Raw genomic sequence first — 24,524 nt, 5'->3', positions numbered from 1 at the left:
AAGCCGCCTTCTTTCGGCGGCTCTGAGCGGGCGATGGGACTCGAACCCACGACCTTCTCCTTGGCAAGGAGACATTCTACCAACTGAACCACGCCCGCTTGCGCTCAAATTTATACCCGGTTTCCCCGGTTTCGTCAAGGGGAGAATCGTCACTCACAATCACTGGAGATGCTTTTGACCGCTTCCTCTGCCGTCCGTTTCGTTCAGAATAAGCTCATCCCGGCCCTGCCGGCCCTGCGCCGCTGGGTGGGGAGAGGGTTCTGGGCCGTGCTCGACCAGGCGCTCTTTGCCGGGAGTAATTTCCTCGTGGGAGTGCTGCTGGCGCGCTGGCTTGAACCCGCGGCCTATGGTGCATTTTCAACGGCTTATTCGGTGTTCATGCTGGTGGGTACATTACACACTGGCTTGTGGACCGAACCCATGCTGGTGTATGGCTCGGGGCGCTTCCGCGAGTCATTCAGGGGATACCAGCGGGCGCTCATTGCCGACCACTGGCGTTTGCTCTTTTTAAGCACGCTGGCTTTTACCGGGGTGGGGGGATTTTTCCTCCTGCGGGGCGCTTCTGAACTGGGCCTGAGCTTCCTGGGGCTGGGGGTAGCTACGCCGTTGATCCTTTACCTGTGGCTGGTGAGGCGCTCGGCCTATGTGCTGATCGAGCCGCGCCTGGCAGCGGGTGGCGGGGCCCTTTATATGGTGCTTTACCTGGGATGCGCAGGGGGGCTCTTCAGGCTTGGCTGGTTGAATGAGGCGACTGCCTTTTTAGCTATGGGGGGCACGGCGCTGGTAGCGGGAGGGTTCATCTTCAGCCGGGTGCAAAAGCGCTTGCCCGGCCCTGACACGGCTGAGCCCTCGCCCGGACAGGTGCGGCGCTTGCACTGGGAATATGGCCGCTGGGCCCTGCTGGCGGGGGCGCTCTCCTGGGTGCCGGGGAATATTTATTATGTTTTGCTTCCCTTGTTCTCGAGCTTAGAAGCTTCAGCGACATTGAAGGCTCTTTATAACCTGCTAATGCCTGTTCTGCATTTTAATGGGGCAATAAGCAGTCTTTTTATTCCATTGTTTACACATGCAAAAGAGAGTAAAAGTTTGCGGCGTGTATGTGCCCGGGTTCTCATAATTTTATTAATTCCGGCATGTATTTTTTGGGTTTTATTAATTTTTGAAGGAAACCAACTTATGTTTTGGGTATATGGTGGTCGTTATTTAGAGTCGTCCAAACTATTGAGTTGGATGGGCCTATTACCTGTTTCTTCAGTATTTACAGGGACATTTGGGGGAATACTACGAGCAATGGAAAGACCTCAGAAAATTGCGGGTATTTATTCGATCAACGCCATTATTTCCTCATCCTTGAGTTTCTTGATGATACCTCTTTTTGGGGGAATCATTGGAGCAGGTTCAACGGTGGTGATTGTAAATCTTATTTCAGCATTGCTATTTACCATAAGTGGATTCAAAGAGATGCAGGAGAAAGCCGGATGAGAATTGCTCACTGTATTCTTGGCAGGTGTAACTCCGAAAGTGCTAATGGAGTGGATAAAACAGTTTATTATTTGGCACTTCACCAGGCTAAAGCAGGTGAAAAGGTAGCTGTGTTCTCGATTACAGATAAAGAGCCATTACCTATTCCAGGGGTTGAAGTGATACCCATCCCATCTGTTCGAAAAGGATTGCTGATTCATTTGCCCTTCTCATTCTGCGGGCTGGAAGAAAAGCTGCTGGAATGGAAACCGGATATTGTTCATTTTCATTCAGTGCCCGGGTTCTCATAATTTTATTAATTCCGGCATGTATTTTTTGGGTTTTATTAATTTTTGAAGGAAACCAACTTATGTTTTGGGTATATGGTGGTCGTTATTTAGAGTCGTCCAAACTATTGAGTTGGATGGGCCTATTACCTGTTTCTTCAGTATTTACAGGGACATTTGGGGGAATACTACGAGCAATGGAAAGACCTCAGAAAATTGCGGGTATTTATTCGATCAACGCCATTATTTCCTCATCCTTGAGTTTCTTGATGATACCTCTTTTTGGGGGAATCATTGGAGCAGGTTCAACGGTGGTGATTGTAAATCTTATTTCAGCATTGCTATTTACCATAAGTGGATTCAAAGAGATGCAGGAGAAAGCCGGATGAGAATTGCTCACTGTATTCTTGGCAGGTGTAACTCCGAAAGTGCTAATGGAGTGGATAAAACAGTTTATTATTTGGCACTTCACCAGGCTAAAGCAGGTGAAAAGGTAGCTGTGTTCTCGATTACAGATAAAGAGCCATTACCTATTCCAGGGGTTGAAGTGATACCCATCCCATCTGTTCGAAAAGGATTGCTGATTCATTTGCCCTTCTCATTCTGCGGGCTGGAAGAAAAGCTGCTGGAATGGAAACCGGATATTGTTCATTTTCATTCAGTGCATATTGGGCCTTTTATTGCCGTTGCGCAGAGCCTACGCCAAAAAAAAATACCATACATTGTAACTCCTAACGGTGGTTATGCGTTGGAGAAGATGTCCCAATCTGACGTTCGTGTGAAGTTCTATACACGGTGGATTGAGAAAAGTTATCTGGAAAATGCATTTTTTGTCCACGCTGTAAGCCAGAATGATATTCTTGGGCTCAAAACCCTGGGTATCAATCCTCGATTTGTGAAAATACCCAATGGAATTGATCTGGAAAATGTTCCTTCAATAACAAGTTGTCAGTATTTAGCCGTTCATTTTCCAGAGTTAGCTGGCCGCCGTCTCTTCCTGTTCCTTGGTCGATTGGATCCATCCCAAAAAGGATTGGACATCTTATTGGAAGCATTTGCCTTAGCTAATCCGGAGAATGCTGCTCTGGTTTTGGCTGGCCCTGACTGGCACGGGAGTATTAAAAAATTGAAAATTCTTATAGCGAAGCTTGGGATTACCGAACGAGTGGTTTTTACGGGGCCAGTGTTTGGGGAGGAAAAATGGGCTCTTTTCAACGAAATTGATATCTATATCCAGCTATCCCGATGGGAGGGTCTCTCTCTGAGTATCCTGGAAGCGCTCGCGGCAGGAAAACCTGTTATTGCCTCTAGGCAGGCAGATCCGGATGAGATGATTAACCGATTCATGGCTGGAGAAACGGTGGTTCCAGAAGTTGGTTCCATTGCGGGTGTTATTTCGCGGTTTTCCAAAGTGTCACGGTTGGAGTTAGGGTCGATGGGAGAAAATGCGCGCCAATTAGCCAGAAATTACGAATGGAAAATTCTTGCCGGAGATATGTTGAGAGCCTATGTCCATTGAGAACGAAAATATCCCTGAAGAGAAACTAAAAGTTCTTTTCCAATCTCTGAATGGTGTACTTCTGCGGAATTTCGATTATATCGAGAACCTGAAACGTGGAGGGGACGTTGATATATGTGTCAAAAATATCCGTGAGGCAAGAGAGGCTCTTGTCAGAGAACTAGGTGCTCCCGTTAAGGTCGCCTATCGTTCTTATGTTTCAGGGTATTACTGGGTGTGGGGCTATATTGATCTATTCCCTGATATTGAATGGCACGGGGCGGAATATCTTCCAAAACAAGTTTTATTTAATAAGGCCATTCGTGATAATGGTATCCAGGCGGCACATCCAGCCCACGAAGCCTTAATTTGTTGGTTTTCAAGTCTGCTCTGGGGTGGTTTTTTCAAAGATCGTTATAAAAATGTGATCATAAGTGCGGCTAAGGAATATCCGGAGGAATTCTTGGAAGCCCTCCAGCAGGCGGTGGGCCAGCATTGGGCGCACAAGCTCTTCCTGACCGCCAGAAATGGTGAACCAGAAGTTTCAAAGAACTGGGTTAAGGTTTTGCGCTTCCAGGTCTGGTGGCGGGCTTTCTGGAAAAGCCCTTGGGGTACATTGAGAAAATGGCTTCTGTTTCTTTGGTATGAATTCAGGCTCCGCCTGGACCCGCCTGTGGTGTGGGCAGCTGTTCTGGGTCTGGATGGCAGTGGGAAGACGAGCCTCATCAATGGTATTGAAGAGATTGTAAAGAACGGAAGGGTTTTTGCTGGAATTAGAATTTACCACTGGAGCCCGGCGGTGCTGTTTCCCAAAAAAGGAGCAGCACCAGTGACCGATCCTCATGGAAAGTCGCCTCGAAGTTTAATTTTTTCGTTGTTGAAATTAGCCTGCCTGGTGGGGGATTGGTGGATTGGCTATTTCTACAGAATAGTCCATCTCCGTGCAAAGGGTATATTGGTTATTTTTGACCGCTATTATCACGATCTTCTCGTTGACCCCAAACGTTACCGTTACGGCGGGCCGATGGGGCTGGCGCGCTGGCTGGCAGGGTTCATCCCCAGACCCGATCTTTTCCTCTTTCTTGATCTGCCCGCAGAAGTGGCGCACGCACGCAAGCCTGAAATTCCCCTTGATGAGGCCCGTGCCCTGCGTCAGCGCTACCTGGAGCTGGCCCGGGCTCTGCCCAATGCGCATGTGCTGGATGCCTCTCTCCCCCCTGCCGAAGTGGCCGATGCGGCAGAAAAGGTGATTCTTACTTATCTGCGAAGCCGGACTCGAAAAAGATTGGGAATGGATTAACCAATATGCCTTTGATTGAGAAAGAGTCCATAGGTCCATTGCAACATCTTTTCGAACATGGGGATACCTCTTACTGGGTAGCCTGGAACCCGTCGGGCTCTTTCTGGCTTCTCCCCAGAGACCGTTCTTATGTCTCTGAAGTCAGCCGGGTTTTTCTGCCTTCCGGAAAGCAAATGCAATGGAGGTGGTTTTTCTGGCGCCTGGGAGGGCGCCCTGGCGAATCCGTTCAAATTCAGAAGGCTCTTTTTGACGATCTGGCTGAACAGGCAGGAATGAGTTGCCCGGTATATAGTGTGGTTTACGTTGGGACACCCGGTGCATACCGGAAGGCAGTGATTGGACTCTGGAATCGACAGGATAATTGTCGGATCGTTAAATTGTCTCTGTCTGCGCTGGCGGATCAAACAATTGAAGATGAAACGGTTTCTTTACATCGGTTAGAAGGCTCTATGCAAGGATCGATTCCAAAAATCCTTACGGAAGGGGTCTGGTATGGAAGGCCTTTTATAGGCATTTCCCCCTTTGGCGGCGCCCGAGGAAAGAGGATCTTATCTGCAGAGCATTTCGCGTGGTGCCGGAGGCTTTTTCTGGCGGATCAGAAGAAGTTTACCTGGGAGCAGTCACCCTTTCGCCTGAATTTACATACAAAATATTCCATCCTTCAGAGGTACCATCGCTTGGCTGTCCCTCTGGCTCATGTTTTTAAAAAGGCCGACCAATTTTTGCATGGGAGGGTATTTCCCTTTGGATGGGCTCATCGAGATTTCACTCCCTGGAATACGCGTATGGATGGAGATCAATTGCTGGTATTCGATTGGGAAATGGCCCGACCAGATTATCCTCCGGGGTATGATCTTTTCCATTTTGTTTCCATCCAGGCGGGGTTGGGAATTGCGTTTGCCCGCGAGTCAGAGAAAAAACTTCTTCCCTGGCTGGAGAGCCTGGCTCCTGAATGGACGGAATTTACCAGAGAACTTTACCTGCTCTATCTGCTCGATCAGGCTGTGTTTTATATGGAGGCGCGGGTCCATGCGCCCGAAGCGGGCAATGAAATTTTTTTGGATTGGTTGGGTAACCAGATACTAAGAATTGGGAGCTCATCAGAATGACCTGGCCAAAGATTTCAATTGTTACCCCGTCTTTTAATCAGGAGCGTTTTCTTGAAGAAACCATTTTGAGCATTCATCGGCAAAATTACCCTGGTCTGGAACATATCATCATCGATGGTGGCTCAAACGATGAAAGTGTTGAAATCATCCAAAAATACGCCAGCCGACTGGCTTACTGGGTAAGCGAGCCAGACGGAGGACAAACGGATGCATTAATTAAGGGGTTTTCGAAGGCATCAGGCGAAATCCTGGCGTGGTTAAATTCTGATGATCTTTATGAACCACATACTCTCTGGGAAGTGGCAGATTGGTTTCGGAATCACCCGGAGGATGAGTTTATTTATGGGGATGCTTTATGGATTGATATTCAAGGGAGGCCCATCAAACCTAAAAAAGAAATTCCTTTCAACTGGTTTATCTGGCTGTATGATTACAACTACATCCCTCAGCCTTCTGCATTCTGGAGACGTGGACTTTATGAGCGAGTCGGGGGGCTTGATCGATCCTTTGATCTGGCGATGGATGCAGATTTATGGGCACGATTTGCTGAGGTATGTTTCCCGAAGCATGTACGGCGAATCTGGTCACGGATGCGTTTTTATCCGGAGCAAAAAAACCAGCGTTTACGCGAAAAGAGCAATGAAGAAGACCGCATTATTCGTCAGCGATATGTGCGGAGAAATCCTCCGACGGCGAGATGTATTAAACGCGTTGCAGCCAAGTTATTACGCATCGGCTGGAAACTGTGTACCGGGAGCTTCTAAAGTTATGAAGATTCTCCTCTCTGCGTATGCCTGTGAACCGGGGAAAGGCTCGGAGCCGGGGGTGGGCTGGAATGTGGCACGGGCGGTGGCGGCAGAACACGAGGTGTGGGTGCTCACCCGCGCCAACAACCGCCCGGCCATTGAGGCGGCGCTGGCCCGGAACCCTCAGCCCGGGTTGCATTTTGCTTATTATGACCTGCCCCCCCGCCTGCGCGGGTGGAAGCACGGCCAGCGCGGGGTACACCTTTATTACCTGCTCTGGCAGGTGGGGGCGGCGGCAGTGGCGCGGGAATTACATGCGCGGGTGGGCTTCGATGTGGCGCACCACGTGACCTTTGTCAATTATTACTGGCCCACCGCGGTGGACGGGTTGGGGGTGCCCTTTTTGTGGGGGCCGGTGGGCGGCGGAGAAAGCGCCCCGCGGAACTTCTGGCCGGGGCTGGGGGCGCGGGGGGCGGCTTTTGAGGCGGTGCGCGAGCTGAACCGCTGGCTTGCCGAGTGCAACCCGCAGGTGCGCGCCGCCGCACGCCATGCCGGGCTGGCGCTGGCCACCACCCCCGAGACGGCCGCGCGCCTGCGCCGGCTGGGCGCACGGGAGGTGAGGGTCTTCTCGCAGGTGGGGCTACTCAGAGATGAAATTAACGCGCTGGGAAGTTTACCGCAACTACCGGAAAGGCCGTTGCGCTTCCTCAGCCTGGGGCGCTTGCTGGCCTGGAAGGGTTTTCACCTTGGGCTGGAGGCGTTTGCCCACAGCGGGCTGACGGAGGCCGAGTACTGGATTGTAGGCGATGGCCCCGAGCGTGAGCGGCTGGAGCGGCAGGCCGAACGGCTGGGGGTAGCCGGCCGGGTGCGCTTCTGGGGCTGGCTGGCGCGCGCGCAAGCCCTGCAGGCGCTGGCGCAGTGCCACGCGCTGGTGCACCCCAGCCTGCACGATTCCGGCGGCTGGGTGTGCTTGGAGGCCATGGCTGCGGGGAGGCCGGTGTTGTGCCTCGACCTGGGCGGCCCGGCCCTGCAGGTGAGCGAAGAGACGGGCATCCGGGTGCCGGGGCTGAGCCCACAGCAGGCAATGGCGGACCTGGCCGAGGGCATGGTGCGGTTGGCCCAAACCCCCGGGCTCCTCTCCAGTATGGGAGAAGCCAGCCGGGCGCATGTGCGGGATGAGTTCTGTTGGGAGAGGAAGGGAAAAAAAATTGGCGCGTTTTATGAACAATTATCAAAGATAGATCCTATTTGCATTTGATGGTTTTATAAGGAATTCTTTATGGGTTACTCTCATCCTCAACTTCCACTCAGGTTTAGGTTAATACAAACCTTGTGGTCTGTTTTGTGGTTCTGGATCAGCGCCAAATATGCCACTTCTTTGCTCTTTTCAAGCAATTTGAAGTTGCTCAGTGCCATAAACAGTATCATTACACTGGTTTTGGGTTTAACTTTGTTCCTTCTGGGATGGATGCAGGGTAGAAAAATCGAACTTAAAGGGATCATTTGGCTGTTCTTTTTTTGTTTTTCAGTCATGCTTTCGATGGTCTTTTCGCCATTTATTACAGAGCAGAATTTTCTCCGAGCATGGGGGACATTTCTGGCTAATGTAGTGATTGTGCTAAGTATTTGGAGTGTTGCTCAAGTTCGTTTCTCTTTGTCATTTTATTTCCTGTCGGCCGGAAGGTCGTTTGTTTTTGGGGTTATCTGTGCTCTGGTGGTGTTGCTAATCACTCGTGGGTTTCGTTATACCTTAACTGTTGAAGAGCTTCGTTTTGGTGACCCCGAGTTGTTGCATCCTAATGCGGTTGGCGCGCTGGCCGGGCTTGGATTTTTTATGACTTTTTACCTCAAAATTTTCAGAAACAGGGTGATCTCGGTCTTGATCACTATTTTGTTATTCTTTGTTTTGATTTTAACCATCAGCAAAACGGCAATTTTAGGGGTCTTGGTGGGGAGCTTTATTTCTCTGGCATTGAGCAACACATCGGGTAAAGGCTGGTTGGTTGCATTAATTATCCTGGCCGGTACGGTTGCCTATGGATTCCTGGGCGATTCTTTAAGGTTTGCCTGGGAGAACTATATGTCTTCACCAGAATTGATCGAGACACTTTCAGGAAGGACCCGACTGTGGGAGGTCCTTTTTTCTCTAATTAACCGAAGGCCCTGGTTAGGTTATGGGTTTACCACGATGAAGGATCTAATGTTGGATTACATGAGGGTTATTGGTTTTAATCTACCAACGGTTGTTCATGCTCATAATGCGTACATTGATGTGCTTTTTAATTCTGGTTATTTGGGGCTTTTCTTTTTTTGTATCCTGGTTCTTCGGGTATTGGTTCTGGTCATTAAAATGGTCGTCAAATATAACAGAAATCGATTAACTGCTTTCTGGATTGGGTGTTTTACGTTTCTGCTGATTCGTTCTTGGACTGAAGCATCGCTCGATTTAAGCACCGATTTTCTCATCATGATGTGGATAAGTTTCGGTATAGAGAAGGTTATTTTCTCTCCCCAATCTAATAATGGATATTCTCCTGTTGCACAACTATTACCTTCACCGCGGAGGCGAAGAGCAGGTTTTTGAGGCCGAGCGGCGCCTGCTGGAGGAGCACGGCCACAGGGTGAGCGTTTATACGCTCAACAATACCGCGCTGAAGGAGCTGGGATCTGTCCGGCAGGCCGCCTTCAGCCTGTGGAACCCGGCGGCTTACCGGGCGGTGCGTGGGCTGGCCCCGGCGGGTGGGGTGGTGCACGTACACAACCCGTTTCCATTGCTTTCTCCGGCGGTGTATTATGCGGCGCGGCACGCCGGTGCGGCGGTGGTGCAGACCCTGCACAATTACCGCCTGCTCTGCCCCAACGCCTTGTTTACCCGCGGTGGCCGGATATGCACCGATTGTCTTGGACGGGCAGTGGCCTGGCCGGGTATGGTTCACGGGTGCTATCGGGGCAGCCGGGCGGCGAGCGCCGTGGTGGTGTTGATGCTCGCCCTGCATCGTGCACTGGGTACCTACCGCCGTCAGGTAAACCGCTACATTGCGCTCACGCCCTTTGCGCGCAGTCTTTTTGTGCGCGGGGGCCTGCCGCGTGAGAAGATTGCAGTGAAGCCAAACTTTGTGGCCGGTGAGCCACAGCCGGGCAACGGTGAAGGGGGCTATATGCTCTTCGTTGGGCGGCTCTCGCCGGAGAAGGGCATTGGCCTGCTGTTAGAGGCCTGGAAGAAAGTGAAGGGAGGACGGTTGGTGATTGCAGGCGATGGCCCCGAGGCCCCTCGGGTGGAGGCCGCCGCCCGGGCAGACGGGCGTATTACCTGGGTGGGGCGTTTGGCGCTGGCCGGGGTGGCCGAACAGATGAGAGAGGCCCTCTGCCTGGTGGTGCCTTCTACATGTTTAGAAACTTTTGGGCTGGCTGTGGTTGAGGCGTTTGCGGCAGGTACGCCGGTGCTGGCGCCGCGCCTGGGGGCGCTGGAGGATCTGGTGGAAGCGGGGCGTACCGGTCTGGCTTTTGCTCCACACAGCCCTGAAGCGCTGGCTGAAGCCATGGAGTATGCCCTTTCACACCCGCAGGAGATGCGGCAAATGCGACGGGCGGCTCGGGCTGAATACCTGGCCCGCTACACCCCGGAGGTCAGCTATCCGCTGTTGATGCAGATTTACCGGGAAGCGCTTGCCGATGCGGGGGAGGACTCTCATGCCAGAGATTGACTTTGCCACTTTCCCGGTGCTGGGGTTTGGGGTACATGCGGTGCAGTATGCCGATGTGCTGGGGCAGATCGAAGCCTGGAAAGCCGCAGGAGCGCGCGGGCGGGTGGTGATTGTGACCAACACCCATGGGCTCATCGAGGGGCGGCATAACCCGCGTATGGCCTCGGCCCTGCGGGGAGCGCATCTGGTGCTTCCTGATGGCTTCCCGCTTGTACTCGTGGGGCGCAGTTACGGTCACCGGCTGGCCGGCCGGGCCGATGGGCCCGGGCTTACGCAGGCGGCGATGGCGCGCTGGCAGGATGGGAGCATGCGGCATTATTTTTACGGTGGCACTCCGCAGGTGCTTGAAAAACTGCGTGAAAACCTCACCCGCCGCTGGCCCGGTACAGTCATTGCCGGGATGCAGGCGCCGCCCTTTCGTCCGCTGACACCCGAAGAAGACGAAGCCGCAGTACAGGAGATCAACGCTTCGGGTGCCGATGTGCTCTGGGTGGGGCTGGGCTGCCCGAAGCAGGAAATCTGGATGGCTGAACATGCTTCGCGGGTGCAGGTGACGGCCATGCTGGGGGTAGGGCAGGCCATTGATCTGCTGGCGGGGGTTAAGAAACGTGCTCCCGATTGGATGTGTCGCGCCGGGCTGGAGTGGTTCTACCGCCTGATGCAGGAGCCGCGCCGGTTGTGGAGGCGTTACCTGGTGTATGGGGCTGAGTTTGTCGTGCTGGCGGCCCTCGAGCGGCTGTGCGCGCACTGAAAAACAACGCAAGATTCTCGTAATTTTTGGGGGAAACCAATGAACAACCTGATCGAAGCAAACACCATACTGGAAAAGACCCTGCTCCGGCCGCAGGAGCGATGGCAGGTGCGCCATGCGCGGTTGTGGATGATCGGGCTCTTGCTGCTTTCGGACGGGTTGATGCTCTTCACCGCCGGGGCGCTGGGGTTCGGGGTGCGCCTGGCGCTGCTGGGGAGCATCGGCGGGAGCACCTACCTGAAGCTTTCGCCCATCCTGCTGGCCATTCTGGGCATGTATGCCCTGCGCGGGCTTTATCCGGGCGTGGGGCTGGGGGTGGTGGAAGAGTTCCGGCGGCTCACCCTCTCCACATCGGTGATGTTCCTGTTGATCATTACCATCACCTACCTCGTGCGCGGGGCAGAGCAATACTCACGGCTGGTGATGGGCCTGACCTACCTTTTCGCGCTGGGACTGGTGCCGCTGGGGCGCGTGCTGATGCGTCACCTGGCGGTGCACGCGGGGGTGTGGGGCGAGCCGGTGGCGGTGATCGGCCCGCTGAGCGAGGCGGCGCGGCTAGCCGGGAACCTTCAACGCGACCCCAAACTGGGCCTGCGCCCGCTGGTGCTGGTGAGCGATGAACCGGTAGACGGGCACCCCCTGCCGGCGGGGGTGAAGGTTTTGCCTGAGGCACAGCTGGGGTCAGTGCGCGCAGAGTGCAACCTCTCGGCGGCGCTGGTACTGGTGAACCGGCTGGATGAACTGCCCGCCGTGCGTCGGCGCTATGGAGAAATCTTTGAGCGCCTCACCCTTCTCAAAACCGGAGATGGCCCCCTCCCCCTGCACGGCGTAGAAGTGGTGGAATTTGGCCATCTGCAGGGCCTGCAGGTGTGTGAAACCCTCCTCGACCGTTCTGCTCAGGTGCAGAAGCGCCTGGTTGACCTGCTCCTCTCCGGGCTGGGGCTGATTTTGCTCTCACCCCTCTTTGCCCTGCTGGCGGTGCTCATCCGGCTCGACTCTCCCGGGCCGGTTTTTTACCTGCAAAAACGCCTGGGGCGCGGGGGGAAGATCATCCACATGCTCAAATTCCGCACCATGCATGTTCACGCCGATGAACTGCTGGAGCGCTACCTGCAGGAGAACGAAGATGCGCGCCGGCAGTGGCAGGAGTATCAGAAGCTCCAGCCCGACCCGCGCATCACCCGCGTGGGGCGCATCCTGCGGCGCTTCAGCATCGATGAACTGCCGCAATTGTGGAATGTCTTTGCCGGAGAAATGAGCCTGGTGGGGCCGCGGCCCATTATGCCGGGGCAGAAGCCGCTCTATGGAGAGGCCTTCCGCGACTACATACGGGTGACGCCGGGGATGACCGGGTTGTGGCAGATTTCGGGGCGCAACCGCCTGCCCTTCAGCCGAAGGGTGGAGCTCGACGTGCACTACGTGAAAAACTGGTCGATTTGGTTAGACTTCTATATTCTGTTGCGCACCGTATGGGTGGTGCTGCGCTGTGAGGGGGCCGGATGAGAGCTCTGCGCCGCGCCGCCCGCGCCGTATTGGAAGCCGAACCCTGGGTGGTGGGGGCTCTGGCGCTGGCGGGGATCGTTGAGGAGCGCTTCCTGCTGGCCGCAGTGGGCGCGGCGGCGCTCTTCTGGCTGATGGGCCTTCTGGCAGGGGTGCGGCGTGTATCCCTGGGGGCGGTCTGGCCGGTGGCCGGGCTGGCCGGGCTGGCGGCGCTCCAGGCGGGGGTCTCTCCCCTGCCAGAGCGTAGCCTGCTGGAGGGCTTGCGCCTGCTGGCGTGGGTGGGGGTGTTCCTGGCGCTGGGCCTCTGGGTGCGAACCCGTCGGCGGGTGAACCTGGCGGTGGCGGGGCTGGCCCTGCTTGGGCTGGCGCTGGCGGGAGCGGCGCTCTTCACCGTCAACTGGACGGATCGGAAACTGTCTTTCATTCCCATCGATTTCCTCATGCGCCTGCCGCGGCTGGGTGAGCGCGTGCATCCCAATGTGATGGCCGGTGCCCTGGTGGTGCTGGTGCCTTTTCTGGGAGCGTGGTGGCTGTTCAATTTGCGGCGGCTGGGGTGGGCCGGAGCCTTGGGTCTGGGAGGGGTTTTGCTCATCATGGGCGGCGTGGTGGTGCTCACCAAATCGCGCGCCGGTTACCTGGGGCTGGCCGGGGGAGTGGCTCTGCTCCCCATGCTGCGCTGGAAGCGTGCGGGATCAGCGCTGGTGCTGGGGGCGGGCCTGCTGGCGGGGGTGCTCTTCTTCTCTCCATCCTCACCTCTGCCGCGCGAGATGCTGTTCGGCTCTTCCTTGCAAACTGCTCTTCAGGGGCGCGAGGATATCTGGCGGCAGGCGGCCTTTTTGCTTCGGCATTTTCCGCTCACAGGGGTGGGGCTGGGGTGTTTTGGCCCCGCCTCTGACGTGCTTGCCCCTGTTCCCGGTGGGGTGAAAGCCACCCCTCACGCGCACAATCTCTTTCTGCAGGTGGGCGCTGAGCTGGGCTGGCCCGGGGTGATCCTCTGGGGAGGGGTGATGTTGGCGCTTGTGGTAGAGGGATGCCTGCTTTATCGCTCATCGGCTCCATGGCAGGGGCTGGGGGCGGGGCTGCTGGCCTCCCTGCTGGCCATGAATGTGCATGGAATCTGGGATGCGGTAACCTGGGGCACACGTATGGCCTTTGTTCCGTGGCTCATCTGGGGAGTGTGCTGCGGGGCGAGACAGATTCTTCCTGATCGGTTGAAGCAGGATTATGATTCATAACAGTAAGATCATCACTGGAAAGAAAAGGGTAAGGACATGGAGCATTTTGATGGAGAAGAAAGCACGCTAAACACCGGAGACACCGACCTGCGGAAGTACCTCTGGTTACTCTGGCAATGGGCGTGGCTCATCGGTCTGGCCACTCTTCTGGCGGCGGGGGCGGCTTTTATTGTCAGTGAATTGCAAACTCCCGTCTATCAGGCTTCTACCACCATCCTGGTGAATGAGGCGCCGTCTACCCAGTCGAGTAATTATTCGGCCATCTACCTCACCAGCCAGCAGCTGACCAAAACCTACGCCGAGATGCTCACGAAAAAACCCCTGCTCGATAAGGTACGGCAGAACCTGGGCCTCAGCGAAAATGTGGAATTCGACGTAAAGGTCAATTTCATCCGCGATACTCAGCTCGTGCAGCTGCTCGTGGAGCACACCGACCCCTTCCTGGCGGCCAACGTGGCCAACGAGATGGTGGCAGTCTTCTCCGAAGATATCCGCAACCTGCAGCAGTCGAAGTATGCCGCTTCCAAAGAGAACCTTAAGGCGCAACTCGATTACCTCGACCAGCAAATTGTCGAGAACCAGAACGCTCTTGACGCGATCATTCAGAACAACCTCAAACAACTGCAATCATCTGGTGAAAATGTTGAGGCCCAGCCGACGGCGGCACTGTTAGAGCGTGCTCGGATGCTCAATGCGGCAGAAATTGACCGGCTGGAGACGCGCATCTCGCAGTACCGGCAGTTATATGCCTCGATCCTCTCCAGCTATGAGCAGATCCGCCTGGCCGAGGCGCAGACCACCACTAGCTTCATTCAAGTAGAGCCGGCCACCCCGCCAGAGAAGCCTATCCGCCCACGCACCCTGTTGAACACTGCGCTGGCGGCTGTGGTGGGGTTAATGCTTGCCATCGGGGGCGTGTTTGTCATCGACTTTCTGGATGATACCCTTCACGATCCGGAGTCCATTACCACGTTGAGCGGGTTGCCCATCCTTGCCTCGATCAGCGAACATGAGGTGGAAGATGGCGGGCCGATCACCCAGGCCTATCCGCGATCACCCGTTTCCGAGGCTTTCCGTTCCCTGCGCACCAATGTGCAGTACTCCAGCGTTGACCGCCCATTGCGGCGTATCATCGTTACCAGCCCCACCCCTGAAGACGGGAAAACCACCATCGTGGCCAACCTGGCTGTGGTGCTGGCGCAGGGGGGAATAAATACCCTCCTGATCGATGCCGACCTGCGGCGGCCCCGCCTGCATAAAATGTTCAAGTGTGAGAACAAACTCGGGCTTTCGTCGTTATTTGTCCAGCCGATGGATGGACTGGAAAAAGTCATCGTGCACTCGCAGCGTACCGAGGGGCTACACCTGATCACCAGCGGAGGAACGCCTCCCAACCCGGCAGAGTTGCTGGGATCGCAAAAGATGAAAGAGATCCTCAACCGGCTCAGCCAGTCCTTCGATACCCTGCTGCTCGATACGCCGCCCGTCCTCACCGTCACCGACACAGTAGCCCTTTCCAAGGCGGTAGATGGCATCCTCATTGTGGTGCGGCTGGGAAAGACCAAACGTGGCGAGTTCCTTCAGGCCATTGAGCATTTGCGGCAGGTCAATGCCAACCTGGTGGGGGTGGTGATCAATGGGGTTAGCCCGCGCCATGCCCGCTATCATTACTATTACCGTAACTACTATTATTACCAGTACAGCGCCTATTATGGCGAGGGAGAAAAACGGAAACCTTCCAGCAACGGCTCGCGAAGCAACGGAAAGCACGCTCCCGTTCCTCATCCCGCCGGGGAATCGGCTCCGAGAGAACCCCTGTAGAAGAAGCGCACCTGTGGAGCACCGAACGCCGCCCGGTAAAACGGGCGGCTTTTTTTATGGAGCAGCCGGGCTATAAACCCCCGCGAGAATGGATCACCTGACCGGTGATCCAGCCGGCCTCCAGAGATGCCAGAAACCGCACCAGCCGGGCGGCATCTTCGGGCGTACCCAGGCGCCCCATAGGGGCGCTGGCTTCCCAGGTGGTACGGAGCGGCGGGCTAATCCAGCCCGTATCGGTGATGCCCGGATCAACTGCATTTACTGTGATCCCCAGTGGGGCGAGTTCGGCGCTCAGGCTGAGGGTAAAGGCCTCTACTGCGCCTTTGGTGGCCACGTAGGCCAGTTCACCGGGCATAGGGCCTAGCGACTGACCCGAAGTGAGGTTGATGATGCGCCCGAAATCAGAGGTGGGTTGATGCCGCCTGAAGCGGCGGACGAACTCGGCACATAACAGGGCCATCCCTCGCAGGTTGACCGCGTAGGTGCGGTCGAGCAGGTCGGCGGTGAGTGCATCGATGCCATCTCGCATGGAGTAAGCCGCATTGTTCACCAGAATGTTGACCGGCCCCAGCGCAGACTCGGCGGCTTCCATTAACCGGGCCGGGGTATGGGGGTCGGCCAGGTCTGCTTCCAGGCCATCAGCCTGCACGCCCATCCCGCGTAATGTATCGAGGAGTTGTGCAGGCTCTGCAGGGTCACCTGCCAGGCCGCTTTCATGGTCATAGGGGCGGAAGTAAGTGATAAACACGTTCACGCCGTGGCGGGCAAACTCGCGGGCGATGGCCGCTCCGATTCCGGCTTTCCGGCTGACGCCCGTGACCAGGGCATTTTGAGGTTGGCTCTGGTTCATGGAATGGCCTTTTCGGTTAAGATGTCTCTCCAGGGTTGAGTCTTCAGCCGTGCAGATTGCGCGAGCGCAAAGACGCGCGGTGGAAAAGAAGTATACTGAAAAAGAGTTTCACTATTAAGGGTTTAAGGAGATTCTGATGAGCCATTCTATTCCACGTTGCCTGGTCTGTGAACTGGACAGTACGGAGGTACCGTTAATCGAACTGCGATACCGTGACCAGAGTTACTGGATTTGCCCCCAGCATTTTCCCATCCTTATTCACCAGCCGCAACTTCTGGTGGGAAAGCTACCCGGTGCAGAGCGTCTCGAACCACACGAGCACGATTGAGCGTTCTTTTCCATCGCCATGACCCGATCAATCTCAACGCCTCCCATGCGGGAGGCGTTGAGATTAACTCACCCCGGCAGGGGATCAGGCCTGAAGGATCTCCACACCGTAGGCGGGCAACCCCAGCGGGCCGGTCACCGACTGGCCGCTGAGAAGGCTGCGGTATGACGCCGCACCCAGGTCTACTGTGGCGGGAGCGGGGTTGAAGTTCATGACAAAAATAAACCGGTTCTGACCATCACTGCGCAGTTGAGCAGTCACCCCCTCCGGGAGTTCTGCCGGGAGCGCGCGAAGCAGATCGAGCCGTTCGGCCAGTTTTCCAAAGAAGCTATCCATAAAGGCCTCATCGTTGCGTGAAGCCACATAGTAGGCCTGGCCTTTGCCGAAGTCGTTCACCGTGAGCGCCGGGCGCCCGGCGTAAAAGTCATTGCCAAACGTGGCCAGCACCCGTGCACCCTCAGCATGGATGAGGGCGAAGTAATCGCGGGCTTCGAAGCCACCGCTCAGTCCCAGTTCGTTGCCGGGCACAGGAAGCACCCGGTTGCGTTCCTCAGGGGTGATGGTATCGGTCTCTTCATCCCAGATGCCCAGCACCTCGCGCAGGCCATTCCCCGGCCAACCGCCCAGGAAGCACAGATCGTTCTCGTCAACGATCCCGCTCCAGTAAGTCATCACCAGCGTACCGCCATTTTTAACAAAGGCGCGGATACGCTCCGCCACGCCCGGCTTGAGCATGTAGAGCATGGGGACAATGACCAGTTTGTACTGGCTGATCTCGGCTTCCTCTGCGATAACGTCCACCGGAATGCCGCGCTTCCAGAAGGGCAGGTAATGGGCGATCACGGTATCGGTGTAGTTCCGGCGGTCACGCCCCAGGGCCTGCATATCTTCAATGGCCCAGCGGTTTTCCCAGTCGAGGTAAATGGCCACATCGGGATGAACCGTAGTGCCAATGACCGGATCAAGCTGGCGGAGAATGGCTCCCAGCTCACTCACATCTTTGAACACACGCGTATGCTCATGCCCGACGTGATCAACCACCGCGCCGTGGAATTTCTCGGCGCTGCCGCGGCTCTTGCGCCACTGGAAATATTGCACCGTATCCGAGCCATGCGCCACAGCCTGAAGGCTGCTTAACTTGTGCATTCCGGGCCGTTTGAGTTTTGGAATGGGTTGCCAGTTGGTATTGGAAGGAGTCGATTCCATGAGCATGAACGGTTTGCCACCCTTCATGGAGCGGTTCTGATCATGGATGAAACTTACCTGTGCCGCCAGCCGCCAGTCGGAGCCGGTGGTGTGCCAGACGGGGTAGTTGTCCCAGCTGACCACGTCCACGTACTGAGCAAATTTGGGGTAATTCAAACCCGGGAACAGCCCCATGAAGTTGGTGGTTACCGGTACGTTGGGAGTGAGTTCACGCAGGGGTTGAATTTCGTTCAGGAAGAAATCGATCGTTTGATCGTTGGAATAGCGCTTCCAGTCGAGGTTGAGACCATGGAGTATGGGTTCTCCGATGGGGCTGGGGGATTCGATCTGCTCCCAGTCGGTATAGGTGTGGCTCCAGAAAGAAGTCCACCAGGCTTTGTTGAGCTTATCCAGATCGTTATCGTATTTCTTTTTCAACCAGTTGCGGAAGGCCGCCTGACACAGATCGCAGTGGCACTCGCCGTTGTATTCGTTAGAAATATGCCAGACGAGCAGGGCTGGATGATCTTTGTAACGCTCAGCCAGCGCGCGGTTGATTGCCTGGGTCTTCTGACGGTAAACGGGAGAAGTCATACAGTGATTATGGCGTATTCCATGCAGATTGCGTCCGCGGTCGGACCGCACGCGTAATACCTCAGGGTATTTTTGCGAGAGCCAGGCCGGGCGGGCGCCGCTGGGGGTGGCCAGAACAGCATACGCGCCGTTTTCGGCGAGTAAATCCATGACCCGATCCAGCCATGAGAAATCATAACGGCCTTCTTCGGGTTCCAGGCGTGCCCAGGCGAAAATGCCCACGCTCATGGCGTTGCAGTTGGCCAGTTTCATCAGGCGCATGTCTTCTGCCCACACCTCTTCAGGCCACTGATCGGGATTGTAATCTCCACCGTGAAGGAAGTGCGGAAACCGGGGATTGATGGGGGGGTAACGTTGAATCATAGAGCCTCTTTTTAGATTGAATTGGATCTTAATCGGCGATTGCCGGAGCAGGAGCGGCCTGCTGTGGCAATCGAACCTGCATGGCCACAAAGAAATTAATCGTTGCGATCAAAGTTCCCAGAAGGAAAACATACTGAAAGCCATAAGTATTCCAGATCACCCCGCCCAGCAGCGCGATAGAGATTGAGAAAACATGGTCAATGGTTACACCGGCGGTCAGGGCGGGCTGAATATCGGCCGGGTCGAGAGCGATTTTCTTCATGTACGTGGAACGCGCCATGCTGACCGACATGAGCATTTGATCGAGGAGAAAGCAGGCGCATACCACCAGAAAAGCTGTACCTTCGGGGAGAAGCGAACGGGCAAAGCCGTAGCCGAAGCAAACGAACACGAGCAGAACCGCTTCAGATGCCAGAACCAGGCGTTCACCAAAATGATCGATCAGCCATCCAAGAAGGGGTTGGAAGAGGATGCCAATAACGCCGCCGATGGTCATCAGAGTGGCCAGAATCTGGGTGGGTTGTTTGAAAATGGTCACCAGCACCCACGGGGCAAAAGTGATGAAGAGCTGTTTGCGCGAACCGTAAAGGACGGCAAGGGCATAGTAGAGGCGGTATTCTTTGTGCAGTTTTAGAAAAGCAGTCGGAGCGCGGACACGCTGGCGTTGCATGGAAAAAAGCAGTGCTGCGGTGATAACGAATCCGAGGGTGGCCAGAGTGAAGGTGTGCTGGTAGGTAAAATGCAGAAAGCGAAATCCCAGCGCCACCAGAAAACTCCCCAGAATGGCCGCCAGGTTGCGAATGGCGTTGAGTTGCCCCAGCCGCTGGCCGGTTTTCCCTTCATGAGCCAGTTCCATTCCGATGGTTGAGGCAATGGGCATGAAAAGGTGCTGCCCCATGCTGTAAATAAAAAGCCAGAGGGCCATCCAGCCGTACGAAGGGGAAGCAAAACCAATCAGAATAGCCCCCACAGCGCCGAGGAGCATGGAAACGCCCCCCAATCTGCGGCTGCACAGAAACCACAGCAGCGCTGAGACGAAAACCACCAGGAACCCTGGCAGTTCACGGGGAAACTCCAGAAAAGATCGCTGAAAGCCAGTCAGAGCAAACCGATCGTTAAGGAAATTGTTAAAAGTCGAGTCCACGATACTGTACGCCATACCTACCACCAGTGAGGCGACAGCAAAGAGCCTGAGTTCCCGTGAGGCGCCTGAAAAGCGCCGGGCAAGATTGAGAGTCATGTTACGATGTTCCTTCCCATTGAGTGACAATGCCACCCGTCGCACCGCGTGAGGAAGGGCGGGTGTGAATTTCTTCCGGTGAGACTTCATCCACCACCGGAGTTACCACCGGCAGAATGATCAGTTGTCCGATGGCGTCTCCGGCGGTAATTTGCAGAGGGCTAGCAAAGGGGTTGACCACTTTAACGAGGATTTCTCCCTGGTAACCTGCATCCACCACCCCGGCGCCCAGAAGGTGATCATTGCGTCCCTTGGGTTTAACCAGCCCTACATAGCCTGGCGGGATTTCCACGGTAACGCCGGTGGGGACGATGCTGGTGCTGTGAGGGGGAATGCTCAGTGTGGCGGCGGCAAACAAATCAAGCCCGGCATCGGTCGGGTGTTTACGGGTGGGAAGCAATGCGCCTGGGCGCACACGGGCCATTCGGATGCGTTCCATATAATAGAGTCCTGATCTAAAATAAGCCGGGCTGGCTGGCGCCTTCCCCGGGTGGAATAACAAACCCGTTGGCTTTCAACCATGCGGGAGAAGGGCCGTTCCAGCCGAAGCGTTTTAAGTCAACCTGAGCGCGGTCATTGAAAACGATCCCTTCGGCTTCCAGGAGGGTGCGTTGTTGAGCAGCCCCCGGGCGCTGGCTGATTTTACCCTGGCTGTTGATGACGCGCTGCCAGGGCACGTCGGAAGGGCAGGCGGCCATGGCTTCGCCAACCCAGCGTGCTCGAAAGGCGAGAAAATCCATCTCTTTCACGCTTTCGGGGCAGGGGAGGTAAAGCGCGATCTGGCCGTAGGTGCTCACCCGCCCCGGAGGAATGAGACGGGCAATGCTCCAGACGGCCTGGAAGAAAGCCGCACGCGCCCCGGGCGGAAGGGATATTTCAGCGATGGGGCACCTCCAGCTCCGGGTTCGGGTCAAGGAAGAAAACTTTCTGGTTCAATTTTTTATCACCAGTCCGTCCAACTGGGTCTATTATAGTACAGGGAGGCGCGAAAACGCTTTCAAAAACTGGGTGGATTTTCAGGGTTGTCGTGAGGGCGGGTACCCCCTATAATTGTAATCATGACATTACCTCTTACTGTGATTCGCTATCTTGCGGAAACGATCGGGGGGCGGGGAAGTTGTACCCCCGCAGTGAGCCGGGCAGGGGAATACGTCCACGGGGTACTTCGAGACCTGGGAACGCATGAGGTGCGCTTCGAGCCGTTCGCGGGTGCGGCCTCCACTTACCGCCCGTTTATGCTGGCCTTTCTGGCCGCGTTTGCCGGTAGCCTGCTGGCATTCACCGGGGTTGGCCGGTTGTATCTGGCGCTTGGAGCCGTGCTCAACGGGCTAGGGGCGTGGGCCATGCTGGCAGAAGCCGAGTTTGCTCCGCACTGGGCCGGCTGGCTGATCCATCACCGACCTACCCGGAATGTGTGCGGCGTGATTCGCCCGGCCGGAACGGTCACCCGGCGGGTGGTGATTTGTGCCCATCTGGATACACACCGTACCCCGGTATTTTACTCCTCGGCAGGTTGGCAGCGCCTTTTTGGCCTGCTGGTAGCGGCCTGCCTGATCAGTATGCTGACGGGAACTCTGGTCTTTGCCGCCGGAGCACTTCTGGCCCGCGTTCAACTCGGCTGGGTGGGTGCAGGGCTGTTGCCGTTCCAGGGGTTTGCGTTGATCATGGTAGCCATGGCCGATTTCACCCCTTTTTCTCCGGGTGCGAATGACAACGCTTCGGGGGTGGGAGTAATCCTTGGGTTGGCCGGGCGTTTAAAAGAGCAGCCATTACGGCATACCGAGGTGCATCTTTTGTTTACCGATTGTGAGGAAACGGGCGCCTGGGGGATGCGGGCATTTCTCAATCAGCATGCCCGGGAACTGGGAGAAGATTGCCTGTACGTGGCCATCGATCAGGTGGGGGTGGGGCAACTGTGTTATTTGCTCAACGATGGGTTGATTTTCAAGCACCCTACACATCCCCGCGCTCTGGAGCTTGCGCGCCGTGCCCGGCAGTCTGGGGGAATGAAGGTTAAAGAAATACCCGGCACTGCCTACACAGACGCGCTCCCGGCTACGCTTCGGGGAAGGGTGGCCCTCACCCTGTGTACGGTGCCTGAGGGAGACGCCGGCGCTTCGGCTCACTGGCATCAGATGTCTGATCGCTTTGAGGTGATCGATCCGCAGGCGCTGGCTGAGACGGAGCAATTTACCTGGCAGGTGTTGCAAGAGGTGGATGGCGATTAATGAGAAAATAGGCTACAGGAGGTAGTCAGCATGAACAAGCGTGATCGGATTATGAGCCTGTTGGAACGCGATTCCATCCCGGAAATCATTCCGGCGGCTTTTTTCCTGCATTTTGACCCGTCCTTCCATCGGGGAGATGCCGCCGTGGCCAGGCACCTGGAGTATTTCCGGCGCACTGACATGGATTTTGTCAAAATCCAGTATGAACACGCCTTTCCTCAGCTTTCTTTTCTTCAACATCCACAGGACTGGGCGCGCATGCCCTTTTATGATCTTTCCTTTTATGAAGAACCGCTTTATGTGGTCAAAGGACTGGTAAGGGCGGCCAAGGCCGAAGCACCGGTGCTGTTAACCCTGTATTCGCCTTTTATGGTAGCGGGCCAGGCCGCGGGTAGTCAGGAAAAAGTGGTAGAACACCTTCAAGAAGACCCCGACGCCGTGCGAAAAGGCCTGGAGATCATCACTGAGAGCCTGAGGGGGTTTGTCCGGGCCTGTATCCAGGCCGGGCTGGATGGGTTCTACACCTCCACCCAGGGGGGTGAAGCAGGGCGGTTCACCGATCCACGCCTCTTTGAAACCTGCGTGCGCCCTTATGATCTGACTTTGATGGAAGAAATTAATCGCGCCTGTCCGTTTAACATCCTTCACATTTGCGATTATCATCTTCCATACGCCGATCTGACCCCCTTTGTGAATTACCCCGGGCATGTCGTCAATTGCAGCCTGGAATTGACGACTGGCAGGATTCCCCCCCGTGAGGTCGCGGCCCGCTTTGGCCGCCCCTTCATGGGAGGAATGGATCGAAAGGGAGTCATTGCCCGTGGAACCCCTGAGGAAATCCGACAGGCGGTAGAGGCTGTGTGTGCTGAAGCCCCTGAGCGATTTATTTTAGGGGCCGATTGTACCCTTCCCTCGGATACCGACTGGGAGAACATTCGCGTCGCAATTGATGCGGCGCATCAATATCGCAGGAGGAATGCATGAAAGCACGGATTGTGCCGCTGTATTTTACTTCACCCGACGACCCCGATTTTGCCGCGCAATGGACAGCCTTGCACGGCTTGCTTTCGGAGGAGGCTGAGATTCTTCCCCCTCAGGCTCTCGGAGACCCCCTTCCTGAGATGACCGATGCGGCGGTCTTCCCGCAAATGCTCGGCGAGGCCTACCGCAGGCTGGATCAGTTCCGGGCGCTGGGGGTACCTGTGCTGGTGATCACCTCAGAGTTTGGCACGGTTTCCATGTGGGACTGGGAAATTAACCAGTACCTGCGCTCATCAGGGGTGCAGGTGCTGGCGCCATATAACCTGGAACAGGCGCGCCTGGTGTGCCGTTTACTGGCCTTAAAACGGGAACTGCATCAGGCGCGTTTCCTTGTTTATCAGGATAACCCCGGTGAGGGATTCCAGGCGAGTATCTTCAAGCGGTTTTACTGGTGGGAAGAGGAGTGCACAGCGCGGTTAAAAGAACGCTTTGGAATCACCATCGAAAAGCGCAGTTTTCGGGCGCTGGGAGAGGCGGCCAAAGGCATCCCGGACGATGAGGCAAAACAGGCGTGGGAGGTATGGAAAGACCAGGTGCCCCTGGGACACATCCCTGAATCCTCCCTGTTGAGTGCGGTGAAGCTCTATCTGGCTGTGAAGCGCGACCTTGAGAGTACGCCGGGAGTGCTTTCTGCGGGGATTAACTGTTTGAACGAATCTCATTTCTCCGATACCACCCCGTGCCTGGCCTGGGATTTCCTCTATTCTGAACGCGGGCTGGCCTGGGGATGTGAGGCAGATACCGTTTCCATGCTTACCCTGCTGCTTGCCACGCGCGGGCTGGCAAAGCCAGCCATGATGACCAATTTATACCCGTTCCTTATGGGGCAGGCGGCCTTGAAGCATGAGCGCATCCCGCACTTCCCCAGAGTGAGCCGCGAGGAAGAGAATACGGTGCTCACGGCGCATTGTGGTTACCTGGGGGTGTTACCGAGGGCGTTTGCCAGCCAGTGGGCATTACGGCGGAAGGTACTGGCAATTGTAGACGAGAATGCCACTGCCATCGATGCCCGCCTGCCAGAAGGCCCCATGACCCTGCTTAAGCTCCAGCCGCCCTTTGATACTCTCTCGGTAGTCGAAGGTGATCTTGAGGGGTATGCCGGGTTCCCGGGTTCCGATTGTCTGAACGGGGCGATTTTACGGGTTCCGGATGGGCACCGCCTGATGACCGAACTGGCATCGCATCATTATATTCTGGCCTCCGGGCGTTTTACAGCGGCGATTGACCTGCTTGCTGAGGTGTTCGGGTTGCAGGTGAAGCGAATTGAATGAGTGGGGAAAAGC

23 protein-coding genes and 1 tRNA gene are annotated in these 24,524 nt (G+C 55.9%); 18 read left to right on the top strand and 6 right to left on the bottom strand.

Annotated features, from left to right (window positions below; all coding sequences use genetic code 11):
- Positions 1-25 precede the first annotated feature (25 nt).
- Positions 26-98 (bottom strand) — tRNA-Gly (locus tag ATHL_RS13110).
- 76 nt (positions 99-174) lie between these two features.
- On the opposite strand from ATHL_RS13110, the gene ATHL_RS13105 reads away from it, so the two are divergent.
- The 14 genes from ATHL_RS13105 to ATHL_RS13040 are packed head-to-tail and all read left to right on the top strand — an operon-like array spanning position 175 to position 15,412.
- Positions 175-1,482, top strand: coding sequence for an MATE family efflux transporter (locus ATHL_RS13105; RefSeq protein WP_162787710.1), 1,308 nt, complete (start codon positions 175-177; stop codon positions 1,480-1,482).
- Positions 1,479-1,772: a glycosyltransferase family 4 protein gene (locus ATHL_RS13100; protein WP_062194623.1), complete on the top strand. Its 294-nt coding sequence runs from the start codon at positions 1,479-1,481 to the stop codon at positions 1,770-1,772. Before ATHL_RS13105 ends, ATHL_RS13100 begins: the two co-directional genes overlap by 4 nt.
- Entirely contained in the window at positions 1,724-2,137 is a 414-nt protein-coding gene (locus tag ATHL_RS18945; RefSeq protein ID WP_162787709.1) for a polysaccharide biosynthesis protein, read from the top strand. The genes ATHL_RS13100 and ATHL_RS18945 overlap by 49 nt, the downstream gene beginning before the upstream one ends.
- A complete protein-coding gene (locus tag ATHL_RS13090) occupies positions 2,134-3,267 on the top strand; it encodes a glycosyltransferase (protein ID WP_062194614.1) in 1,134 nt (377 codons plus the stop codon). The genes ATHL_RS18945 and ATHL_RS13090 overlap by 4 nt, the downstream gene beginning before the upstream one ends.
- Positions 3,257-4,546, top strand: coding sequence for a nucleoside/nucleotide kinase family protein (locus ATHL_RS13085; protein WP_062194611.1), 1,290 nt, complete (start codon positions 3,257-3,259; stop codon positions 4,544-4,546). The genes ATHL_RS13090 and ATHL_RS13085 overlap by 11 nt, the downstream gene beginning before the upstream one ends.
- Before the next feature lie 5 nt (positions 4,547-4,551).
- On the top strand, positions 4,552-5,655 hold the full coding sequence (locus tag ATHL_RS19580; protein WP_062194609.1) for a phosphotransferase: 1,104 nt from the start codon (positions 4,552-4,554) through the stop codon (positions 5,653-5,655).
- Positions 5,652-6,419: a glycosyltransferase family 2 protein gene (locus ATHL_RS13075; protein WP_062194607.1), complete on the top strand. Its 768-nt coding sequence runs from the start codon at positions 5,652-5,654 to the stop codon at positions 6,417-6,419. The genes ATHL_RS19580 and ATHL_RS13075 overlap by 4 nt, the downstream gene beginning before the upstream one ends.
- 4 nt (positions 6,420-6,423) lie before the next feature.
- Positions 6,424-7,659, top strand: coding sequence for a glycosyltransferase family 4 protein (locus ATHL_RS13070; protein WP_062194603.1), 1,236 nt, complete (start codon positions 6,424-6,426; stop codon positions 7,657-7,659).
- 21 nt (positions 7,660-7,680) lie between these two features.
- Positions 7,681-8,985 (top strand): O-antigen ligase family protein, encoded by a 1,305-nt coding sequence (locus ATHL_RS13065; protein ID WP_062194599.1) that lies wholly within the window; start codon positions 7,681-7,683, stop codon positions 8,983-8,985.
- Positions 8,924-10,105, top strand: coding sequence for a glycosyltransferase family 4 protein (locus ATHL_RS13060; protein ID WP_062194596.1), 1,182 nt, complete (start codon positions 8,924-8,926; stop codon positions 10,103-10,105). The genes ATHL_RS13065 and ATHL_RS13060 overlap by 62 nt, the downstream gene beginning before the upstream one ends.
- A complete protein-coding gene (locus tag ATHL_RS13055; RefSeq protein ID WP_062194593.1) occupies positions 10,092-10,856 on the top strand; it encodes a WecB/TagA/CpsF family glycosyltransferase in 765 nt (254 codons plus the stop codon). The genes ATHL_RS13060 and ATHL_RS13055 overlap by 14 nt, the downstream gene beginning before the upstream one ends.
- Positions 10,857-10,895: 39 nt before the next feature.
- The gene (gene wbaP, locus ATHL_RS13050; protein ID WP_062194590.1) at positions 10,896-12,359 is read left to right on the top strand and encodes an undecaprenyl-phosphate galactose phosphotransferase WbaP; all 1,464 of its coding nucleotides are present in this window, start codon (positions 10,896-10,898) and stop codon (positions 12,357-12,359) included.
- Positions 12,356-13,591 carry an O-antigen ligase family protein gene (locus ATHL_RS19520; RefSeq protein WP_062194587.1) on the top strand — a complete coding sequence of 412 codons (1,236 nt, stop codon included), beginning with the start codon at positions 12,356-12,358 and terminating at the stop codon, positions 13,589-13,591. The genes wbaP and ATHL_RS19520 overlap by 4 nt, the downstream gene beginning before the upstream one ends.
- Positions 13,592-13,627: 36 nt before the next feature.
- Positions 13,628-15,412 (top strand): polysaccharide biosynthesis tyrosine autokinase, encoded by a 1,785-nt coding sequence (locus tag ATHL_RS13040; protein WP_062194584.1) that lies wholly within the window; start codon positions 13,628-13,630, stop codon positions 15,410-15,412.
- A 70-nt stretch (positions 15,413-15,482) separates the two neighbouring features.
- Here ATHL_RS13040 and ATHL_RS13035 read toward each other — a convergent pair whose 3' ends face one another.
- Positions 15,483-16,262 carry an SDR family oxidoreductase gene (locus tag ATHL_RS13035; RefSeq protein WP_062194578.1) on the bottom strand — a complete coding sequence of 260 codons (780 nt, stop codon included), beginning with the start codon at positions 16,260-16,262 and terminating at the stop codon, positions 15,483-15,485.
- A gap of 136 nt (positions 16,263-16,398) precedes the next feature.
- Between ATHL_RS13035 and ATHL_RS13030 the strand changes: the two genes are divergently transcribed.
- On the top strand, positions 16,399-16,590 hold the full coding sequence (locus ATHL_RS13030) for a hypothetical protein (protein WP_062194576.1): 192 nt from the start codon (positions 16,399-16,401) through the stop codon (positions 16,588-16,590).
- An 84-nt stretch (positions 16,591-16,674) separates the two neighbouring features.
- Here ATHL_RS13030 and ATHL_RS13025 read toward each other — a convergent pair whose 3' ends face one another.
- Genes ATHL_RS13025 through ATHL_RS13010 form a run of 4 tightly spaced genes read right to left on the bottom strand, consistent with a single transcriptional unit; the run spans position 16,675 to position 20,886 of the window.
- Positions 16,675-18,732: a beta-galactosidase gene (locus tag ATHL_RS13025; protein ID WP_062194573.1), complete on the bottom strand. Its 2,058-nt coding sequence runs from the start codon at positions 18,730-18,732 to the stop codon at positions 16,675-16,677.
- Between the two features lie 28 nt (positions 18,733-18,760).
- Entirely contained in the window at positions 18,761-19,972 is a 1,212-nt protein-coding gene (locus ATHL_RS13020) for an MFS transporter (RefSeq protein WP_062194570.1), read from the bottom strand.
- 1 nt (position 19,973) lies between these two features.
- Entirely contained in the window at positions 19,974-20,411 is a 438-nt protein-coding gene (locus tag ATHL_RS13015) for a dUTP diphosphatase (protein WP_084001426.1), read from the bottom strand.
- 16 nt (positions 20,412-20,427) lie between these two features.
- On the bottom strand, positions 20,428-20,886 hold the full coding sequence (locus ATHL_RS13010) for an MGMT family protein (protein ID WP_201797979.1): 459 nt from the start codon (positions 20,884-20,886) through the stop codon (positions 20,428-20,430).
- A 144-nt stretch (positions 20,887-21,030) separates the two neighbouring features.
- Here ATHL_RS13010 and ATHL_RS13005 point away from each other — a divergent pair, with 144 nt between their 5' ends.
- From ATHL_RS13005 to ATHL_RS12995, 3 genes are read left to right on the top strand one after another with little or no spacing between them, the layout of a single operon-like run.
- The gene (locus ATHL_RS13005; RefSeq protein ID WP_062194560.1) at positions 21,031-22,200 is read left to right on the top strand and encodes a M28 family metallopeptidase; all 1,170 of its coding nucleotides are present in this window, start codon (positions 21,031-21,033) and stop codon (positions 22,198-22,200) included.
- A 30-nt stretch (positions 22,201-22,230) separates the two neighbouring features.
- Positions 22,231-23,184, top strand: coding sequence for a uroporphyrinogen decarboxylase family protein (locus ATHL_RS13000; RefSeq protein ID WP_062194556.1), 954 nt, complete (start codon positions 22,231-22,233; stop codon positions 23,182-23,184).
- Positions 23,181-24,512 carry a hypothetical protein gene (locus ATHL_RS12995; protein WP_062194553.1) on the top strand — a complete coding sequence of 444 codons (1,332 nt, stop codon included), beginning with the start codon at positions 23,181-23,183 and terminating at the stop codon, positions 24,510-24,512. Before ATHL_RS13000 ends, ATHL_RS12995 begins: the two co-directional genes overlap by 4 nt.
- The last annotated feature ends 12 nt before the right edge of the window (positions 24,513-24,524 follow it).

Source organism: Anaerolinea thermolimosa, from assembly GCF_001050195.2.
Lineage (GTDB): Bacteria > Chloroflexota > Anaerolineae > Anaerolineales > Anaerolineaceae > Anaerolinea > Anaerolinea thermolimosa.
This window is presented reverse-complemented; position numbering and strand designations above follow the sequence as displayed.

Excerpts from the sequence above, each read along its gene's own strand:
- ATHL_RS13015 (WP_084001426.1), bottom strand. The coding sequence starts at position 20,411 with ATGGAACGCATCCGAATGGCCCGTGTGCGCCCAGGCGCATTGCTTCCC.
- ATHL_RS12995 (WP_062194553.1), top strand. The coding sequence starts at position 23,181 with ATGAAAGCACGGATTGTGCCGCTGTATTTTACTTCACCCGACGACCCC.
- ATHL_RS13085 (WP_062194611.1), top strand. The coding sequence starts at position 3,257 with ATGTCCATTGAGAACGAAAATATCCCTGAAGAGAAACTAAAAGTTCTT.
- ATHL_RS13060 (WP_062194596.1), top strand. The coding sequence starts at position 8,924 with ATGGATATTCTCCTGTTGCACAACTATTACCTTCACCGCGGAGGCGAA.
- ATHL_RS13065 (WP_062194599.1), top strand. The coding sequence starts at position 7,681 with ATGGGTTACTCTCATCCTCAACTTCCACTCAGGTTTAGGTTAATACAA.
- ATHL_RS13025 (WP_062194573.1), bottom strand. The coding sequence starts at position 18,732 with ATGATTCAACGTTACCCCCCCATCAATCCCCGGTTTCCGCACTTCCTT.
- ATHL_RS13075 (WP_062194607.1), top strand. The coding sequence starts at position 5,652 with ATGACCTGGCCAAAGATTTCAATTGTTACCCCGTCTTTTAATCAGGAG.
- ATHL_RS18945 (WP_162787709.1), top strand. The coding sequence starts at position 1,724 with ATGGAAACCGGATATTGTTCATTTTCATTCAGTGCCCGGGTTCTCATA.
- ATHL_RS19580 (WP_062194609.1), top strand. The coding sequence starts at position 4,552 with ATGCCTTTGATTGAGAAAGAGTCCATAGGTCCATTGCAACATCTTTTC.
- ATHL_RS13035 (WP_062194578.1), bottom strand. The coding sequence starts at position 16,262 with ATGAACCAGAGCCAACCTCAAAATGCCCTGGTCACGGGCGTCAGCCGG.
- ATHL_RS19520 (WP_062194587.1), top strand. The coding sequence starts at position 12,356 with ATGAGAGCTCTGCGCCGCGCCGCCCGCGCCGTATTGGAAGCCGAACCC.
- ATHL_RS13070 (WP_062194603.1), top strand. The coding sequence starts at position 6,424 with ATGAAGATTCTCCTCTCTGCGTATGCCTGTGAACCGGGGAAAGGCTCG.
- ATHL_RS13055 (WP_062194593.1), top strand. The coding sequence starts at position 10,092 with ATGCCAGAGATTGACTTTGCCACTTTCCCGGTGCTGGGGTTTGGGGTA.
- ATHL_RS13040 (WP_062194584.1), top strand. The coding sequence starts at position 13,628 with ATGGAGCATTTTGATGGAGAAGAAAGCACGCTAAACACCGGAGACACC.
- ATHL_RS13030 (WP_062194576.1), top strand. The coding sequence starts at position 16,399 with ATGAGCCATTCTATTCCACGTTGCCTGGTCTGTGAACTGGACAGTACG.
- ATHL_RS13005 (WP_062194560.1), top strand. The coding sequence starts at position 21,031 with ATGACATTACCTCTTACTGTGATTCGCTATCTTGCGGAAACGATCGGG.
- ATHL_RS13100 (WP_062194623.1), top strand. The coding sequence starts at position 1,479 with ATGAGAATTGCTCACTGTATTCTTGGCAGGTGTAACTCCGAAAGTGCT.
- wbaP (WP_062194590.1), top strand. The coding sequence starts at position 10,896 with ATGAACAACCTGATCGAAGCAAACACCATACTGGAAAAGACCCTGCTC.
- ATHL_RS13090 (WP_062194614.1), top strand. The coding sequence starts at position 2,134 with ATGAGAATTGCTCACTGTATTCTTGGCAGGTGTAACTCCGAAAGTGCT.
- ATHL_RS13000 (WP_062194556.1), top strand. The coding sequence starts at position 22,231 with ATGAACAAGCGTGATCGGATTATGAGCCTGTTGGAACGCGATTCCATC.
- ATHL_RS13020 (WP_062194570.1), bottom strand. The coding sequence starts at position 19,972 with ATGACTCTCAATCTTGCCCGGCGCTTTTCAGGCGCCTCACGGGAACTC.